This window comes from Austwickia sp. TVS 96-490-7B (assembly GCF_019331795.1).
GTDB lineage: Bacteria > Actinomycetota > Actinomycetes > Actinomycetales > Dermatophilaceae > Austwickia.
In genome coordinates this window covers 124,396-141,847 of record NZ_JAHPZL010000004.1, presented here as the reverse complement: position 1 = coordinate 141,847, position 17,452 = coordinate 124,396, and the positions used below count along the sequence as shown (strand labels likewise).

Below are 17,452 nucleotides of genomic sequence, written 5' to 3'. Positions count from 1 at the left end.
CCCTCTGCGCCTCATCACCCGGCGAGGATGATCGGTCAGGCTGATAGCTTGTCTTGGCCTTCAGGACCGGAGATAGATGTGATTGAGTCCCACTTCTCAAAGTCAAACTGGCTATCGCTAAAGCCAGACACTGCCAGCAAGTTGTTTTTTCCGTCAGCCGAGATGCGAACGAGGGCATACTTACTATTTGATTTGATCATCACGCGCCAGTAGGACTTTGATGGATCACCCATGGTTTCCACTTTGGTCGCATCCTCGATCGGGATATCCTTGGCCTTTTCGAGCATGTCGAGGCTCTTATTTAAGAAATTTTGAGGGCTGTTCTCGTTGAACTTATTGGCGGCTGATTTCTTGAGTTCGACGTATTTGAAGAGAGCTGCCTTGGGGAGTCCCAATTCATCGATCGTTTTGTCATCTCGCGGCTGTAGCCAGGTGGTGTCATCGACCTTCATGATTTTAAAGGAATAAGATCCGGAGATGCGAACAGTTGTCTCAAAATTACTTGAATCTAACTTCCCTGTGGCGGTGGCATAGGAGCCGTCTTTGTCGTACTGCGACACTTTGACGGAAGAAGCCTTTTTGGCATTAGATATTGCTGCTTCGAGAAGTTCGCGAGGATTTGCGGGATTCCCGGTCTTTTGCGCTGCCCCAGTATTGTCGGCTGAGGGCTTCGTGGACGATGACTTCCCGGTGTCAGCGGAGTCGGCGCCAGGGAGTGTTCCTTCGGCAGTGGAGCTGCAGCCGGTGAGGGCCAAGCAGAGTGCTGTGACGGCGGTGGCAAAGATAGGTGGACGGTGTTTCATGGCTCCCCAGGTGGTGCTGAGATGAATGAAAAGGTGGCGCTGAGATGAATGAGAATTATGATTCTCGGTAAATTTCAGAGGCAGGAGGTGGGGATGTCAGTGGAACTGCATTCCAGTCAGTGAAGGTGAGGCTGCCGAAGTCATCACCTTCCATTTTGGTGATGAGATTTTTACCATCACCGGATATTCTAATGCTGATTCCCTTTCTGAAGGCGGTATCAATTTCCCAGAACATAGAATCGCCGTTGACTATCAACTTGCTCCTCAAAGCCTCCTTCTCTCGGGAGGAGAGTCGCTTCAATGAGGAGAAATCTTCGAAGAATTTTGCCGGAGTGATACGTACTGGGCCGCCGCCCGGTTTGACGTCAAGTAGGACGTATTTGCCGAAACTGTCTGCGGGCAACCCGGTCTTCGAGAGGAACCCCCTGTCCAGGCCCTTGATCCAGGTCTTACCAGAGGCAGTAATGAGATCGAATGGTCCTTCAGGCGCGCCGTGGAGGATGTAGTGCCGCGAGGAGCCATCCATGGTGCTTGCCATATCGACGTCCAGTCGCCGGCCCTCAATGTTGAGATGCCCTTTGAATCGAACTGAGCTAGCTTTCTCTGCGTTGACTATCGCAGCGGTCAGTAGGATTGCCGTGGATTCCGCGTCGTTGGGTGCCGATGATGCCGGGTTCCTCGCAGAGGTTGATGCTGGACCTGACGAAGGAAGTGTGGCTGTCACTGAGGACTGCCCGCATCCCGCCACAGCACTGAGAATCACCATGAGTGAAGCGGCCTGAGCCGCTGACCGTCGAACGCCTGCCACGCCGTACATCGCCCCCTGCTCGATCTGAGTGAACGTCCGCTCTGTGATGAATGATGCTTTCGTCGCAGAATGTCCATTCGAGTGAATCGTCAACCAGGGTAGGTGAGAGGTCAGTCGTCAGTCGTATAGTGTCCGCGATTCGTCCGTGACGGTCCGCCCTTCGGCACCCCTGCTCTGTGCTCCGCAGACCGCTCCCTGCTGCTGTGTCGCTGCCTTCGTAGCTGCTTCGGTGGCCGAGGGCACACAGATGTCGTTGTCTCAACGTCCGCCCAGTAGCCTTGAACTCGTGCTGACGATGCAAGACGCGCTGCGAAAACTGGCCGACTACTGGAACGACAAGGGCTGCCTGACGGTGCAGCCATTCAACACCGAGGTCGGTGCGGGGACCATGAACCCTGCCACTGTGCTGCGGGTGCTGGGTCCCGAGCCCTGGGACGTCGCCTATGTTGAGCCGTCAGTGCGTCCGGACGACAGCCGCTACGGGGAAAACCCCAACCGGTTGCAGATGCACACCCAGTTCCAGGTCATCTTGAAGCCCGAGCCCGGAAATCCGCAAGAGCTCTATCTGGGAAGTCTTGAAGCACTCGGCATTGACTTGGCCGCACATGATGTCCGATTCGTCGAGGACAACTGGGCTCAGCCAGCCATCGGGGCATGGGGCTTGGGCTGGGAGGTCTGGCTGGACGGGATGGAGATCACTCAGTTCACCTACTTCCAGCAGGTCGGCGGCCACAACTTGGACCCGATCCCGGTGGAATTGACCTACGGCATGGAACGCATCCTGATGGCGGTTCAGGGGGTGAACCACTTCGCGGACATCGCGTATGCGACGAAGGCGGATGGTTCGGTCATCAGTTATGGCGAGGCGTTCGGTCAGAACGAATATGAGATGAGTCGGTATTACCTCGACGATGCCGACGTGGAGACCAGCCGTAACTTGTTTGCCGCGTATGTTGCCGAAGCGACGCGGATGGTCGAAGCCCGGCTGCCGTTGCCTGCGCACAGTTTTATCCTCAAGTGCAGCCATGCCTTCAACGTGCTCGACTCCCGCGGAGCGATCTCTACCACGGAGCGGGCTAAAGCGTTTGCGACGATGCGCCGACTGATGCGGGATACCGCCACGTTGTGGATCGAGCGACGTGAGGAGCTGGGTCTGCCGTTGATGCGGGCTGAGGAAGCTCCGACGATCGCTGCTGCCCCGCATCATGAGGGGTCGCTGCCGACCAGCGCGCAGACCCTCGCGGTGGAGATCGGCTTGGAAGAGTTGCCCCCGCATGTCGTCCTCGACACCATTGATCAGGTCCGGGTGGCGTTGACAGACAAGTTGGCTGCCACCCGGCTGGCGCATGGGGCGATCCACGTCGATGGCACGCCTCGTCGTATCGTCGCGGTCGTCGCTGAGGTGGCCGCGGAGGAGCCCGACGCGACTCGCCAGATCAAGGGACCCAAATGGCAGGCAGCTTTTGCTGCTGACGGCACACCCACCCGGGCCCTTGAAGGGTTTGTGCGTGGGCAGAAAGCCACCTTGGACCAGGTCGTCAAGGCAGAAATCGGTGGCAACGAGCACGCTGTCGTCGAGGTGGCCCAGGCCGGTCGTCCGGCGTTGGACGTGCTCTCTGAGGTGATCGCTGATGTGGTCGCCGGGTTGCGTGCCGAAAAAAACATGCGCTGGTCCGACCCTGAGTTGAGTTTTTCGCGCGCCGTCCGGTGGCTGGTCGCGCTGTGGGGTCCGGTGGTCGTGCCGGTGCGTGTGTCTGCGCTCACCGCTGGCCGTACGACGTACGTGCTGCGTGGCGCTGCGGAGCCGCACCCGCAGGTCGCGTCGGCTGACGAGCTGACCGGGGTGCTGCGCGATGCTGGAATCGTGCTGTCTGGTGAGGACCGTCGGGCCGCTGTAGTGGACCAGGCTGTGGCATTAGCAGCTGGTGTCAATGGGCGGATCGACGTTGCCGCAGAAAGCGCGGTCATTGACGAGATCACCCATCTTGTGGAGCAGCCCCACGGCATCATCGGTTCGTTTGACGAGCGCTATCTGGAATTGCCGGAGCGCATCTTGGTCACCGTGATGCGGAAGCATCAGCGGTATCTGCCGGTGCGAGCTGCTGATGGTCGGCTGATGCCGTATTTCGTGACCATGGCCAATGGCGACTGTGATGACGCCGTCGTACGGCGGGGCAACGAGTCGGTGCTGCGGGCTCGATACGAGGATGCGCTCTTCTTCTGGAATGCGGATCTGCGGACTGACTCGGTCGAGACATTTGTGCCTGGACTGGAAAAACTCACCTTCGAGAATCGATTGGGTTCGATTGGGGAGCGGTCTCGGCGGATCAAGGACGTCGCGCACGCCTTGGCTGACGTGGTGTCCTCGCGGGGCGCAGGTCTGGATGAGGCTGAGGCGGCCACGTTGTCCCGGGCGGGCCAGATCGCCAAGTTTGACCTGGCCACGCAGATGGTCGTGGAGATGAGCTCGCTGGCTGGCTTTGTCGCCCAGGAATATGCCGTGCGGATGGGGGAGACCCCACAGGTGGCTGCGGCTCTCTATGAGATGGAGCAGCCGCACACCCAGGCTGATGAACTCCCGCGCTCCCTCCCGGGCGCCTTGCTCGCGTTGGCTGACCGGTTTGACCTGGTGATGGCGATGTTTGCCTTGGGTGCTAAACCGACGGGATCTTCTGACCCGTATGGCCTGCGGCGGGCGGCGTTGGGGGTGTTGCGGATCATGCGGGACCGCGACGACCTGTCGGCGTTGACGGTGCGCGACGGGCTGTCTGCGGCCGCGACGCGGTTGCGTGAGCACGGTGTGGAGGTGGCCGATACGGCGATCGACGCAGCTGAGGAGTTCACCACGGCCCGGTTCGCGCAGTTGTTGCGTGATGAGGGTGTCAGCGCTGGCATGGTGCAGACGATCCTGCCGGGGGCTGGGGCGCCTCGGGGCGTGATGAGGACGCTGGCGGCGCTGGATGGCTTGTCCGGGGATGCCGAGTTCCGGGCGTTGGTGGCGGCTTTGCAGCGCATCGACCGGATCGTTCCTGCTGGTACGTCGGCGACGTACGATGCGGCGTTGCTGGTCGAGCCAGCGGAGGTGGCGTTGCGGGAAGCCCTTGAGGCGATGCCAGCCGACGCGGGCGCTGATGTGGCTTTGTATGCGCAGGCGGCTCAATCCGTGGTGAAGCCGGTGAATGTGTTCTTCGAGGACATCTTGGTGATGGCGAAGGATCCGGCGGTGAAGGCATCCCGGCTGGGTGTTTTGGCTGCGGTGGCGGCGACGGCTCCGGCGGGTATCGACTGGCGGGTGTTGGACACCACGTTAGGCACCCTGTTCTGACGCGTGCATCGCCCGTGACCTATCGCGAATCTCTTTCTTATTGCGAGAGATTCGCGATACTATCCTTGGGTTCGCCCGGACACCTGCGGGCGGCGGTCTGACAGTGCGCCGGGGAGGACATTGACGCCCTCCTCCTCCCCGGCACACGCACCGCATCAGAGCTGGAAGCGCCCCACCAACGTGCGCAACTCACCAGCGCTCTCGGACAACTCCGCAGAGGCCGCAGCCGTGCGTTCCGCGGCGGAGGCTGACGCTGCCGCCGATTCCACCGCGTCACGCACCCGATCAGCGATCGCGCCAGTGCGGTGCGCTGCCGCAGCGGCATTGCTGCCCATTTCGTTTGTCGTGGACGTCTGCTCATCCACCGCAGCAGCGATCATGGTCTGGGTGTCATTGATGGTGGTGATAATCGCCTGAATCTGCGAGATCGCCGCCACCGCGTTATAGCTGTCGGCTTGAATCGCAGCAATCTTGGAGGTGATCTCCTCGGTGGCGGTGCTGGTCTCCTGCGCCAACTCCTTGACCTCGTTCGCGACCACCGCGAAACCCTTCCCAGATTCACCGGCGCGAGCCGCCTCGATCGTCGCATTCAGCGCCAGCAGGTTGGTCTGCCCAGCGATTTGCCCAATCACCTTGATGACGTCGCCGATCTCTGCGCTAGATACCCCCAACTTCCCGACTGTCTCATGAGTGTGCACTGCCGCCTGGACTGCGCTTCCCGCGACCTGAGCTGCACTGTTGGCGTTATCCGCGATCGCCCGGATCGATGCAGTCATCTCTTCCGTCCCCGCAGCTACGGTATCCACCGTCATGTTGACCATTCCTGCCACCTCAGCGACCTCCTCCAGGCGCACCCTGGTGGTGTCTGCCGACTCATGCAGCCCGGTCGAGACCTGCGACAAGTCCGTCGAGGCATGATCCACATGCTTTGATGCAGCCTGTACCGCGCTGATGACCTCCCGCACCGATAGCCGGGCCCGCTCCGTCGCCTCCGCCATCAAGCCAATCTCGTCGGACGACGTCGCCACGCTGGGCACAGTCAGGTCGCCGCGTCCCAACGCATCGACGCTGGCTTGCACGGCCCGGATGCCGTGCAGCATGCGCCGTGACACCAGGATCGCCACCGCCACGATCAGCAGTGCCAGCACCGCCAGTGCCGCGGCCGTCAACTGGACCGCCCGGTCGGCGACCGCCGTTGCCGCCCGTTTCTGGTCCTCGACCCGGCGCAACACCGAGGTGTTCAACTCTTGACCCGCCTTGTCAGCTGCCTCGTAAGCAGTGACACACACTCCGTCGTCGATGATCTTGGTGCCCTCCTCCAAACCAGCCGGGGTGCCGGTCCGGAAGGCTTTCACCGCAGCGGTGTCACCAGCTAAAAATTCCGACCAGTTCTTCTTCATCGTCTGGAACGACGCCAGTTCTCCCGCCGTCATCGCTGAGGTGTCCATGGCATCAAATTTGGCTTGGGTGTCCTTCGCGGCCTGCTCAAAACCCTCACGGTTCGACTTGGGGGAGGCCGTCACCGCCTCCACCTGGTCACCTAACCGGGTATGCCATGCGTAGAAACCTTGCCAACCGTTCGTATCGGAGTTCCCGAAACGTACTTCTTCCACGGCGTACGACAGAGCCTGCAACCGACCCAGTTCGTCGTTGGCATCGCGCATCTCCGCGACATTCAGTACGGCGGCGCCCCCCATCGCCCCGGCCCCCAACAGACCAATGGCACCCACACACAGGATCTTTCCCCGGACACCAATCCGAGACTCACCAGGGCGGCGTAGACGTGAGAGGGGCATGCTTCTCCTCGTGAACCGCAGAAGGGGCAGGGCATTCGGTGGCCTATCGACCCAGCCGCGCCCTGCCTGAGCCCACACCCCCAGCTCGCGCCGAGCGGAAGAGTCCTGCCACCCATCGGATCCCAGCCGGTCCACATAGCGCCCCCAGCTACGCCTACAGTGGCCACTATGAGCGAGGTCGACATCCCGATGTCCGTGAACGTCCCCACCCGAGCGGCACTGAAGTCGATCCCTGCCTATAAACCAGGATCAGCACCGCAAGCCCGACCAGGCGCCCCGGCGTACAAGATGAGCAGCAACGAAAACCCCTACCCACCGCTCCCCGGGGTCCTTGATCGGGCGCAAGCTGCTGCCGCCCAAGCCAACCGATACCCCGACATGTTCAGTACCGCTTTGATCGAACGACTCGCCGTGGAATGTGGCGTGCCCGCTGACGACGTGATCATCGGCACCGGATCATCAGGGGTCCTTCAACAAACCCTGCTCGCCCTCTGTGAGGCCGACGACGAAGTGGTCTATGCCTGGCGCAGCTTCGAGGCCTACCCGATCATGGTCGGTCTGACTGGGGCACGCTCAGTCCAGGTCCCCCTCGATGACCACGCCCGCCACGACTTGGCCGCCATGGCTGCCGCCATCGGCCCCCGGACCAGGGTCATCCTCGTCTGCACACCCAATAACCCCACCGGCCCCGCCGTCAGCCGGGACGCGATGGTCGATTTCCTCGACACCGTCCCCGAGGACGTCCTTGTCGTGGTTGACGAGGCCTACCACGAGTTTGTCCGCGACCCTGACGCGGTGCACGGCATCGACCTCTACCGCGACCACCCCAACGTCATGGTGATGCGCACCTTCAGCAAAGCCTACGGATTGGCTGGCCTACGGGTCGGGTACGGCGTCGCGCACGCCCCGATCTCCACCGCGATCCGCAAGACCGCTGTGCCCTTTGGGGTCAACCACATCGCCCACGAAGCAGCGCTGGCTAGCCTCGACGCCGCTGATGCGCTGAACATTCGGGTGGGTCATCTCACGGCTGAACGGTCTCGAGTGGTCACTGCACTCACCGACCAAGGATGGAACCTGCCTGACGCGCAAGGGAACTTTGTGTGGCTCGCCACCGGCGAGCGCACCGACGCTATTGCTGCCGCTCTGGGGCAAGAAGGCATTTCAGTGCGGGCGTTCAGCGGGGAAGGAATCCGCTGCTCTATTGACTCGGCAGAGGCGAATGACGCGTTGATCGCGGCGCTTGAGCCGCATGTCTCTCGTCGTGGGTATCGTCACTGATCCGACGAGGCGAGCGTCCTCGCCGGTCGTGGGCTTACCCGGTACGGCGCTGCTCACCTCGGTGTGGCCGGTGTCCTGTGGCGCCTGGTGACAGCTGAGATGGATGCGCCATCTGTCCGGCCCTGATGATCCGCCGCTGTACCGCTTCGGCATGTCGCCGGGCCATGTCATCTCGAGCAGCGTCGGCATCCGAGTCGACGAGGCGGCGCCACCATCGCAACGATGTCACGGTCATGGCCACCGCTAACGCTAAGAGCACTCCGACGTATATCCAGGGGGCGACTCCAGCGATGCGGGCGCTGTCGTCGTCGGGCATCACCACGGTCAGGTCATCGCCGACCCGCAATGACCACAGACCGACGGATTCCACCGGGACGATCACTGGATGATCGTCCCGGGTGACGCGGACCAGACATCTGCCGCCTGTACCCCCCGGCTGCGGACATGACACCACATGCGCATCGAACCCGGGACGATCTGCTATTGAGGCGGCGCCTCCCACTGCGGAGAGCACCGCTAACCAGAGCACCAGGGCCATGCCGGTGCACACTGCCGACGCCGTCAGGCGCCACGTCCCACGAGCGCCGACCGGACGCGGACGGTGCACCCCCGCGAACCGATCAGCTGTCATGCCCCTCCCATCGGCCGAGATGCTCCTGACCTGAACGTCAGACCAGGAGGCTGTCGTCACCTGCGAGGGGGCACAGGACTATTCGGGCGATACGGCGGGGGCGGCCGGAGGTGGAGATGCGGTTCGTGCCACGATGAAGCGTCCGGTACGGTGACCGGGAAACGCCCCTCACCCACACCCAGGGGGGGCGACCGTCCCAGACTGCACACCTGGTGGTCTGAGGACCCAGACGGGCCTGGTCACCCCCGGTGCCCGACACCCGAGGTACAAAGGAGTGCCCATGAGTGAATCTGAAGTGCATCAGGCGTTTGGTGGTGACTTTTCCGGGGTCGACCACCACGAGTCCACTGTCGGTGCTCCCCATCTCATGCATGACGGTGGACCGGAGACGATTCGGTTTATTGATCAAGACGGTCTGCGGATCCGTAACGACGTCAATCTGTCATATGACCCGATCGTGGACGCCATGACCGATGAGGACGCCCAGTCGCTGTACCGCGACATGGTGCTCATTCGGCGGATGGATCAAGAAGGGACCGCTCTGCAGCGGCAGGGTGAGTTGGGTTTGTGGCCAGGGTTGCTCGGGCAGGAAGCGGCCCAGATTGGTATCGGCCGGGCGATGGCGGCGCAGGATTACGCCTTCCCTGGATACCGTGAGCACGGCGTGGCCTATTGTCGCGGTGTCGACCCGCTCGCTGTTTTTGGGATGTATCGCGGGACTAGCCTTGGTGGCTGGGACCCCCATGATCACAATTTCCACCTGTACACCATCGTCATCGGCAACCAAGCCCTCCACGCGGTGGGTTATGCGATGGGTGTGCAACGCGACGGTGACGTCGCCACGGGCGATCCGGAACGGGACACTGCCGTTGTCGCGTTCTTCGGTGATGGCGCCACTGCTCAAGGCGATATCAACGAGGCGTTCGTTTTCGCCGCCGTCAACCAATGCCCAGTGGTGTTTTTTTGCCAGAACAATCAGTGGGCCATCTCTGAGCCTAACGAAACCCACACCCGCATCCCGCTGTATCAGCGTGCCCGCGGATTTGGATTCCCCGGTGTCCGAGTCGACGGGAACGATGTCGTTGCGGTGTACGCCGTGGCCACCGCGGCCCTTGAACATGCCCGGTCCGGCAAAGGACCCTTCCTCATTGAGGCCTTCACTTACCGGATGGGGGCCCACACCACGAGTGATGACCCCACTAAATATCGCGACCCCGCGGAGGTAGAACTCTGGCGCGAACGCGACCCTATCGAGCGGGTTCGGACCCATCTGGTGGCTCGCGGCAACACAGAACCCGCGTTCTTTGACGAGGTCGATCACGAAGCTGACGCGTTCGCCGCGACAATCCGCAGCGCCGTACAAGCTCTGCCTGATCCGCCATCTACTGACATGTTTGATCATGTCTACGGCGAAGAGCACCCAGGTCTCGCGGCCGAACGTGCTGAATTCCTCGCTTACCAGGCCGGATTCGAAGGGCAGGACGCCTGATGACCAAGCTGACTCTGGCCAAGGGCATCACTGCTGGATTGCGCCGCGCCATGGCCGCTGACCCGAAAGTCCTCGTCATGGGCGAGGACGTCGGCCGTCTCGGCGGTGTCTTCCGCGTCACTGAAGGCCTGCAACGAGAATTCGGCGAAAGCCGAGTCATCGATACCCCCCTTGCCGAATCCGGAATTGTGGGCACCGCGATCGGTCTCGCTATGCGCGGATATCGACCTGTCGTCGAAATCCAATTCGACGGCTTTGTCTATCCGGCGTTCGACCACATCACCAGCCAAGTCGCGAAGATGCGCAACCGCTCTCAAGGGCATATTGAACTCCCCATGGTGATCCGGATGCCCTGTGGCGGCGGGATCGGAGCCGTCGAACACCACAGTGAATCCAACGAGGCTTACTTCCTGCACAGTGCCGGATTGCGAGTGGTCGCCTGCTCTCACGCTGAAGATTCTTACTGGATGATCCAGCAGGCCATTGCCAGCAATGACCCGGTGGTCTTCTTCGAACCAAAACGTCGCTACCACGACAAGATGGAGGTCGACGAGACCGCCACCGCAGCACCCTACGGCTTGTACGACGCCCGAGTCCTCCGCCAGGGCAGTCACGCCACCTTGGCCTGCTTCGGACCGATGGTCAAGACCTGCCTGGCTGCTGCCGACGCCGCAGCTGACGAAGGTCAGGACCTCGAAGTCATTGACCTGCGCGGCCTGAACCCGCTGGACTACAGCACGCTGGAAGCGTCCGTGGCCAAGACGGGCCGACTCGTTGTCGTCCACGAAGCCAGCCGTTTCATGGGGGTGGGCGCTGAGATTTCAGCACACATCACCGAACGGCTCTTCTACCACCTCGAATCGCCCGTCATCAGGGTCACCGGCTATTCCATCCCCTACCCGGCGAGCAAACTCGAAGAATTCCATCTGCCCGACCTGGACCGGGTACTCGACGGCGTCGACCGCGCCCTGGCCTACTGACCACACCCGGATGCAGAAGGAGAGGCAGACATGACAACAAAGGTGTTCCACCTGCCCGACCCGGGTGAAGGGTTGACTGAGGCGGAGATTGTTAGTTGGAAGGTGGCGCCTGGGGACGCGGTGACGGTCAACCAGGTGGTGGTGGAGATTGAGACAGCGAAGTCGTTGGTGGAGCTTCCCATTCCGTGGGAGGGCACGGTGGCGGAGCTGTTGGTAGCTGAGGGGACGACGGTCGAGGTCGGTACGCCGATCATTAGTGTCGCTGTTGCTGGGAGCGCACCAGTGAGCAGCGACGCCGCCCCTGCCCCGGGCCCCAGCGCAGATGTCAGCGCAGCAGCGACCCCCGCCGCGGCCGCTGGGTCCACGAGCAAGATCTTCACCCTGCCCGACCCGGGTGAAGGGTTGACTGAGGCGGAGATTGTTAGTTGGAAGGTGGCGCCTGGGGACGCGGTGACGGTCAACCAGGTGGTGGTGGAGATTGAGACGGCGAAGTCGTTGGTGGAGCTTCCCATTCCGTGGGAGGGCACGGTGGCGGAGCTGTTGGTGGCTGAGGGGACGACGGTCGAGGTCGGTACGCCGATCATTAGTGTCGCTGTTGCTGGGAGCGCACCAGTGAGCAGCGATGCCCCACCAGCTGCTCCCACCCGAGAGCCCAACCTGGTCGGATACGGCGCCATTGCCGGATCCACCAAGCGCCGACCCCGAAAAGGTGGTGTCGCCCCAGCACCCACCGTGGCATCGACACCTATCGTCAAGCCCACACCGACCGTCGTACCGGCAGCTCCGGCAGCTCCGGCAGCTCCGGCAGCTCCGGCAGCTCCGGCAGCTCCGGCTGCTCCGGCTGCGGCGCCTAGCAGAGTGGCAACGCCCACCGGAGCACCTGGTACGACGCGCCCACTGGCTAAACCACCAGTGCGTCGCTACGCCAAGGACCGAGGTGTCGACCTGACCCAGGTGGCAGGCACCGGTGAGGGCGGCATCATCTCGCGGGGAGACATTGACGCGTACCTCGCTGGACAGTGCGGACCTCAATCTGGTGGCGCCACCCCGGAGGTCGCCACTGCTGGCGCATCCGCCGGACGACGAGCCCCTGGGGAACGCGAAACCCGCATTCCCGTCAAAGGTGTCCGCAAGATGACGGCTGACGCGATGGTGCGTAGTAAGTTCACTGCACCGCATGTGACCGAATTTGTCACCATCGACGTCACCGCCACCATGGACCTGGTCGATCGATTGAAGAACGACCGTGAATTCCGGGATGTCAAGGTCACGCCGCTGCTCATCGTCGCTAAGGCCTTGTTGCTGGCGTGCCGTCGCAACCCCGGTGTCAACGCTGTCTGGGACGAGGATGCCCAGGAAATCGTGGTCAAGCACTACGTGAACCTCGGCATCGCCGCAGCTACTCCACGAGGCCTGGTCGTCCCCAACATCAAAGACGCGGACGCCATGACCCTGCGGGAACTTGCCGTGGCAATGGGCGCCCTCGTCGACACTGCCCGTGCGGGACGCACCTCACCAGCTGAGATGAGCGCAGGCACCATCACCATCACCAACGTTGGTGTGTTCGGTGTCGACAACGGCACACCCATCATCAACCCGGGCGAGTCCGCGATCCTTGCGTTTGGTGCGGTACGGCGGATGCCGTGGGTCATTGACCACGGCGGTCAGGAAATGGTCGTGCCACGGTGGGTCACTCAGCTCGCGTTGAGCTTTGACCATCGTCTGATCGATGGTGACCTGGGTAGCCGGTTCCTCGCCGATGTCGCTGCGATCCTCACCGACCCCACGAAAGGCCTGGTCTGGGGGTAACCCCAGCGATGAGGTGATGGGGACTGGTCGAAAACCGACCAGTCCCCATCACGTCGGTCAGCTCGGTGCCGGCGAGGGTCACCTGCGTGGACAGTGGTGAAACCGCATCGGTCACGGGGTGATGGCCAGCGCATCCATAAAACGTCGCGCCACGTCGTCATCGCCGAGCACCGTGTAGACACAGTCCTCAGTGGCCCGGCGACCTGCTGCCCGGCGCATCAAAACGTCAGTGGACATGTGCAGGCTCGTCGTACGACCAATGGCAGGGATCGGACCGGTCTCGTCGCTGGCACCAGCAAACATGAGCCGACCCACCGGCTCAGCGGGACTGCCATCCTCGCCTGGTTCGCCCTGGTCAACGCGAACCCCCGAGCGGGCCACCACCGGGCCGGTCAGCTCGACCATGAGGACTTTGCCCGGTTCTAAACCGACCCGGCGCACCACAATGTGCGGCAGCATGTCGAGGACCTGCTGCACGGACACCGCGGCTGCGGGCGTGTCGAGATTCCCTGGACGGCCGAGAGATTCCCGAATGTCCTGTTCGTGGCTCCACACATCAAGGATGCGTTGGCGCAGAAGCGCCCCGAGCGTCGTATCAACGCCGGTGAAGGGGTGGGGGAGTGGGGTGTCATCGGTCAATGCAGGGTCGCGCAGGCGCCCGAGGCGGGCAGCGAGGACACGCTGAAGTTCAGCGACCACGTCCTTGAGCGGGTGCGCGCGGCGGACTTCCACGCCGGGTTCCATCAGCCGTCCGATGTCATTGCGCAGATGCGGATAGTCGGGTAGCTCCACCGGCGGGTCGGCCCGGCCCAACAGGTGTGCCTCAATGGCGGTCACATGAGAAACCTGGTCCTTCACCGTCCAACCGGGACATGCTGTGGTTTTCGCACCGTCGTCGTCAGACAAAGGAAAAGCGAGGTCGACGATGGCCTGTGCGGTCCCCGCGAAAGCTTCTACCAAGCCGTGTAGATCTTCGGGGGCTGCTGGATGCATAGGCATAGGTCCACCCTATCTAGGCTGGGGGATATGGCGACCTTGACCGCTACCCCTAACGCGAGTTCCTCCGGAAACAACCGGTTGTCCGGTGCCTCGGGGGAGGTGTCCCGGCCAGTGGTGGTGGCGGTAGTCGCCGCGCTGGCGGCGTTGGCGGTGTTGTTGACGTTGGGGTCCGGGCAGTACGGCGGCGCATTCATCCCGCTGGTGGGTTTTTCTGATGGTGGCGACCTGGCCCGCTTCGGGTTGCCCGTGGCCCGAACGATTCACGACATATTTGGTGCCGCCACGGTGGGTTTGCTGCTGATGGCTGGCACGATGCTGCCGGATACGGCGCGTACCACCCGCCGGGAAACGGCCTGTCGGACAGCTACCGCAACTGGAGTGGTATGGGTCGCTGCTGGTTTTGTGACGTTGTTGTTGGTGGTGAGCAATGTCACCGGGGTGCATCTGGGGGACGCCAATTATGTGTCGGTGCTGACGTCGTTCCTGTGGTCCATGGATCTGTTTCGGGTGTATTTCATCAGCGTGTTGATCGCGGTGAGTGCGGTGGTCGGATCGGCGGTGGTGCGTTCGAAAACAGCGATGGTGTGGATGGCCGTGCTGTCCTTAGCAGCATTGTTGCCGTTGGCGCTGGCTGGACATTCTGGGGGGAGCCTGGCGCATGACACGGCGGTGAACTCGTTGGCAGTGCATATGGCTGCGGCGTATGTGTGGTGCGGCGGCCTGGTGGCGATCCTGGTGCTGTGGCCCGTCCTAGGGGATGCCACCGCCGTGGTGGTGCAGCGATATTCGGTGTTGGCGGGATGGTGCTTGGCTGGGGTGGCGGTCTCCGGGGTGCTGAATGCGGCAGTGCGTATCGGGGAGTTTTCGCAGATCGCCAGTGACTACGGCGTGGTGGTGTTAGTCAAAACCGCCCTACTCGCCGTGGTGGGCGCGGCAGGCTGGCGGATGCGTTCGGGAATCGTGGCTCGGGTGACGGCGCACGGGCCGGTGGCGGCGCTATTTCGCCGATTGGCGGCCGTCGAAGTGCTGGTGATGGCTGGTGCGATCGGCGTCGGAGTGGGGTTGTCGCGCAGCCACACGCCGGTGCCACGGTCCACCCAGGTTGATCCTGACGTGGCGATCGCCTTGACGGGATACCCGGCGCCGCGGCACGGATTGTCCGCCAGTGAATGGTTCACCGTCTGGCGCATCGACTGGCTGTGGCTGGCGGTGGCGCTACTGGGAGTGGGGTTGTATGGCTGGGCCGTGCTGCGATTACGGCATCGCGGGGATAGCTGGCCGTGGTACCGGACCATCCCGTGGGTATTCGGGTGGGTGCTCTTTGTGTGGACGACATCAGGTGCGCCCGGGGTATACGGACGGGTGCAGTTCTCGTTGCACATGTTCATGCACATGATGTTGACAATGGGGATCCCAGTGTTTTTGTCGCTGGGGGCGCCATTGAGTCTGATCTCACGGGCCTTGCCAGCCCGTCGAGACAAGACAATGGGGCCACGAGAAATCCTGCTGGCGACCGCGCATTCACGATGGTTAAACTTCTGGGCCAACCCGGTGATGGCGTCGATTAACTTCGCCGGGTCGTTGTACGTTTTCTATTTCACTGGCCTGTTTGAGTTGGCGCTGCGCACCCACACCGGACATGTGGCGATGGTGGTGCACTTCATGCTCGCCGGATATGTTTTCTGCTGGTCGCTGATCGGTATCGACCCTGGCCCGAAACGGTGGGCGCCCTCGCTGCGGCTAGTCGCGCTGTTTGTGACGATGAGTGTGCATGCGTTCTTCGGGGTGGCGATCATGTCAGCGACGAGTCTGCTCGCCCCGGATTTCTTCCACGCCTTGTCGCTGCCCTGGGTCGGGGACCTGCTAGCCGATCAGCAAGCTGGCGGTGGAATCACCTGGGGCATCGGTGAATTTCCCATGTTGATGTTGGCTTTGTTGACAGCGGCGATGTGGATGCGCGCCGACGAAAACGAAGCACGCCGTTACGAACGACAAGCAGAACGAGACCATGATGCCGAATTGGCGGCGTACAACGCGCAATTGGCGCGCCGCGCCGAGGCGACGCGCCGCCGCGAAGAACTCAGGCCGTGAGCCCCCACGCCTCAGCGAGCAGGTCATAACTGCGCAACCGCAGTCGCGGGTCGTGAGTGTAGGTCGTGGTGATGATCTCGTCGATCTGGTGTGCTGCGACAAACTCCTCCAACGCCGCCACCGCTTCCTGCGGTGACCCGATTGCCCGCACCGACCGGTGACCACCCACCACGGCCCGCTCCTGCGGGGAAAGGGTGTCGAGCAGATCAGCCTGCGGAGGTTCGAGAGGGCCAGGCCGCCCCGTGGCGATCTGCGCCACGAGACGCTGACCCGTGGTGGCCAAAAATGCCGCTTCCTCACTGGTCGGAGCGACCAATGCGTTGACGCCAGCGACGACGTACGGCGCGGTGATCTGCGCGGTCGGAGCTGCCGGATTGAAATGCTCGCGGTAGTGCTGCAGTGCTGCCGTGAGCGCATCCGGAGCGAAATGGGAAGCAAATACAAATGGCAAGCCCAAGTGCGCGGCGACCGCAGCACCTCCTAGGGATGACCCGAGCATCCACAACGGTACGGCGGTCCCCTCACCAGGGACCGCGCGCACCCGAGACGGGCGAGCCGGATCCGGGGCAGCAAGATAGTGATGGAGCTCGGTGACATCCTGGGCGAAGCCGTCCAACTCCCCAGTGTGACGGCGCAGCGCAGCGGCGGTCATCGGGTCTGTGCCGGGAGCGCGTCCCAGCCCCAGATCGAAGCGGTCGCCGTACAAGGTGGCAAGGGTTCCGTAATATTCGGCGACCATCAACGGCGCATGATTGGGCAGCATCACCCCACCAGAGCCGAGCCGGATGCGATCGGTCCGAGAAGCCAGATGCCCCAAGATCAGAGCCGTCGCAGACGCCATGAATGTGTCACTGCCATGATGCTCCGCCACCCAGTACCGGGTGTAGCCGAGGCGATCAGCGGCCTGCGCGAGGAGAGTGGTGTCCTCCAGCGCATCCCGGCGGCTACGGCCGGTAGAGGTGGGGGACAGATCCAGGATCGACAAAGGCACATGAGTCACAGTCACAGAAGGTGTAACACCTGTCGCGGGGGTTGGCATTCCACCGAGTGTCCTAGGGTGGCGCCATGGGTTTGGGTCTGCTGCTGCTCACCGCCGGAGCGTTCCTCCGATTCGTGCTGGGACGGTACGCCGGGATGATCGGTGCCTACGACGTGCCTGGCACCGTGCTGATGAGCGTCGGAGTGGCCTGCATGGTGGCGGTGACCGTCCGACACGTCATGGGACGTCGCATCCACCTCGTCCCGACAGCTGTCACCGGCCCCGGACCTGACGCCGCCGCTGCTGTTGACCCCGCCGCTGCTGCTAACCCCACCACCGCCGCTGTCGCAGGGGGCCGCGACGACGGCCGAAGCTGAACACTCAGCCAGCCTGACCTCGCCCGTGGGCGGGGTCCCGCTTCGTGAAACTCGCCCGTGGGCGGGGTTGTGGGGGTAAAACGC

General features: G+C 62.7%; 14 protein-coding genes. 8 read left to right on the top strand and 6 right to left on the bottom strand.

The features are described 5' to 3' along the window. Positions 1 to 35: 35 nt before the first annotated feature. A complete protein-coding gene (locus KEM60_RS06515) occupies positions 36 to 803 on the bottom strand; it encodes a hypothetical protein (RefSeq protein ID WP_219106717.1) in 768 nt (255 codons plus the stop codon). Between the two features lie 55 nt (positions 804 to 858). Further along, the gene (locus KEM60_RS06510) at positions 859 to 1,341 is read right to left on the bottom strand and encodes a hypothetical protein (RefSeq protein ID WP_219106716.1); all 483 of its coding nucleotides are present in this window, start codon (positions 1,339 to 1,341) and stop codon (positions 859 to 861) included. 40 nt (positions 1,342 to 1,381) lie between these two features. Between KEM60_RS06510 and KEM60_RS06505 the strand changes: the two genes are divergently transcribed. Both KEM60_RS06505 and KEM60_RS06500 read left to right on the top strand, forming a co-directional pair. After that, the gene (locus KEM60_RS06505) at positions 1,382 to 1,585 is read left to right on the top strand and encodes a hypothetical protein (RefSeq protein ID WP_219106715.1); all 204 of its coding nucleotides are present in this window, start codon (positions 1,382 to 1,384) and stop codon (positions 1,583 to 1,585) included. A 321-nt stretch (positions 1,586 to 1,906) separates the two neighbouring features. After that, the gene (locus tag KEM60_RS06500; RefSeq protein ID WP_219106917.1) at positions 1,907 to 4,936 is read left to right on the top strand and encodes a glycine--tRNA ligase; all 3,030 of its coding nucleotides are present in this window, start codon (positions 1,907 to 1,909) and stop codon (positions 4,934 to 4,936) included. 155 nt (positions 4,937 to 5,091) lie between these two features. Here KEM60_RS06500 and KEM60_RS06495 read toward each other — a convergent pair whose 3' ends face one another. Then, positions 5,092 to 6,732 (bottom strand): methyl-accepting chemotaxis protein, encoded by a 1,641-nt coding sequence (locus tag KEM60_RS06495; RefSeq protein ID WP_219106714.1) that lies wholly within the window; start codon positions 6,730 to 6,732, stop codon positions 5,092 to 5,094. 168 nt (positions 6,733 to 6,900) lie between these two features. Here KEM60_RS06495 and KEM60_RS06490 point away from each other — a divergent pair, with 168 nt between their 5' ends. Continuing rightward, positions 6,901 to 8,013, top strand: coding sequence for a histidinol-phosphate transaminase (locus KEM60_RS06490; protein WP_219106713.1), 1,113 nt, complete (start codon positions 6,901 to 6,903; stop codon positions 8,011 to 8,013). A gap of 34 nt (positions 8,014 to 8,047) precedes the next feature. On the opposite strand, the gene KEM60_RS06485 is transcribed toward KEM60_RS06490, so the two are convergent. Beyond that, complete coding sequence (locus tag KEM60_RS06485) at positions 8,048 to 8,644, bottom strand: hypothetical protein (protein WP_219106712.1); 597 nt, start codon at positions 8,642 to 8,644, stop codon at positions 8,048 to 8,050. Between the two features lie 280 nt (positions 8,645 to 8,924). On the opposite strand from KEM60_RS06485, the gene pdhA reads away from it, so the two are divergent. From pdhA to KEM60_RS06470, 3 genes are read left to right on the top strand one after another with little or no spacing between them, the layout of a single operon-like run. Then, positions 8,925 to 10,133 (top strand): pyruvate dehydrogenase (acetyl-transferring) E1 component subunit alpha, encoded by a 1,209-nt coding sequence (pdhA, locus tag KEM60_RS06480; RefSeq protein WP_219106711.1) that lies wholly within the window; start codon positions 8,925 to 8,927, stop codon positions 10,131 to 10,133. Then, entirely contained in the window at positions 10,133 to 11,113 is a 981-nt protein-coding gene (locus KEM60_RS06475) for an alpha-ketoacid dehydrogenase subunit beta (RefSeq protein ID WP_219106710.1), read from the top strand. The genes pdhA and KEM60_RS06475 overlap by 1 nt, the downstream gene beginning before the upstream one ends. A 30-nt stretch (positions 11,114 to 11,143) precedes the next feature. Then, positions 11,144 to 12,922: a 2-oxo acid dehydrogenase subunit E2 gene (locus tag KEM60_RS06470; RefSeq protein ID WP_219106709.1), complete on the top strand. Its 1,779-nt coding sequence runs from the start codon at positions 11,144 to 11,146 to the stop codon at positions 12,920 to 12,922. 111 nt (positions 12,923 to 13,033) lie between these two features. On the opposite strand, the gene KEM60_RS06465 is transcribed toward KEM60_RS06470, so the two are convergent. Beyond that, on the bottom strand, positions 13,034 to 13,921 hold the full coding sequence (locus KEM60_RS06465; protein WP_219106708.1) for a maleylpyruvate isomerase family mycothiol-dependent enzyme: 888 nt from the start codon (positions 13,919 to 13,921) through the stop codon (positions 13,034 to 13,036). Between the two features lie 27 nt (positions 13,922 to 13,948). On the opposite strand from KEM60_RS06465, the gene KEM60_RS06460 reads away from it, so the two are divergent. Beyond that, positions 13,949 to 16,012, top strand: a complete 2,064-nt coding sequence (locus KEM60_RS06460; protein ID WP_219106707.1) for a cytochrome c oxidase assembly protein — start codon at positions 13,949 to 13,951, stop codon at positions 16,010 to 16,012. Here the strand turns inward: KEM60_RS06460 and KEM60_RS06455 are convergent. Then, entirely contained in the window at positions 16,002 to 17,018 is a 1,017-nt protein-coding gene (locus tag KEM60_RS06455) for an LLM class flavin-dependent oxidoreductase (RefSeq protein ID WP_370626314.1), read from the bottom strand. The two genes, KEM60_RS06460 and KEM60_RS06455, sit on opposite strands and share 11 nt — an antisense overlap. A gap of 59 nt (positions 17,019 to 17,077) precedes the next feature. Here KEM60_RS06455 and KEM60_RS06450 point away from each other — a divergent pair, with 59 nt between their 5' ends. After that, complete coding sequence (locus KEM60_RS06450; protein ID WP_219106705.1) at positions 17,078 to 17,368, top strand: hypothetical protein; 291 nt, start codon at positions 17,078 to 17,080, stop codon at positions 17,366 to 17,368. Positions 17,369 to 17,452 lie beyond the last annotated feature (84 nt).

What these genes read in the sequence shown, in the direction of transcription:
- KEM60_RS06515 (WP_219106717.1), bottom strand. Translation starts at nt 803, where the DNA reads ATGAAACACCGTCCACCTATCTTTGCCACCGCCGTCACAGCACTCTGC.
- KEM60_RS06510 (WP_219106716.1), bottom strand. Translation starts at nt 1,341, where the DNA reads ATGGCAAGCACCATGGATGGCTCCTCGCGGCACTACATCCTCCACGGC.
- KEM60_RS06500 (WP_219106917.1), top strand. Translation starts at nt 1,907, where the DNA reads ATGCAAGACGCGCTGCGAAAACTGGCCGACTACTGGAACGACAAGGGC.
- KEM60_RS06495 (WP_219106714.1), bottom strand. Translation starts at nt 6,732, where the DNA reads ATGCCCCTCTCACGTCTACGCCGCCCTGGTGAGTCTCGGATTGGTGTC.
- KEM60_RS06490 (WP_219106713.1), top strand. Translation starts at nt 6,901, where the DNA reads ATGAGCGAGGTCGACATCCCGATGTCCGTGAACGTCCCCACCCGAGCG.
- KEM60_RS06485 (WP_219106712.1), bottom strand. Translation starts at nt 8,644, where the DNA reads ATGACAGCTGATCGGTTCGCGGGGGTGCACCGTCCGCGTCCGGTCGGC.
- pdhA (WP_219106711.1), top strand. Translation starts at nt 8,925, where the DNA reads ATGAGTGAATCTGAAGTGCATCAGGCGTTTGGTGGTGACTTTTCCGGG.
- KEM60_RS06475 (WP_219106710.1), top strand. Translation starts at nt 10,133, where the DNA reads ATGACCAAGCTGACTCTGGCCAAGGGCATCACTGCTGGATTGCGCCGC.
- KEM60_RS06470 (WP_219106709.1), top strand. Translation starts at nt 11,144, where the DNA reads ATGACAACAAAGGTGTTCCACCTGCCCGACCCGGGTGAAGGGTTGACT.
- KEM60_RS06465 (WP_219106708.1), bottom strand. Translation starts at nt 13,921, where the DNA reads ATGCCTATGCATCCAGCAGCCCCCGAAGATCTACACGGCTTGGTAGAA.
- KEM60_RS06460 (WP_219106707.1), top strand. Translation starts at nt 13,949, where the DNA reads ATGGCGACCTTGACCGCTACCCCTAACGCGAGTTCCTCCGGAAACAAC.
- KEM60_RS06450 (WP_219106705.1), top strand. Translation starts at nt 17,078, where the DNA reads ATGGGTTTGGGTCTGCTGCTGCTCACCGCCGGAGCGTTCCTCCGATTC.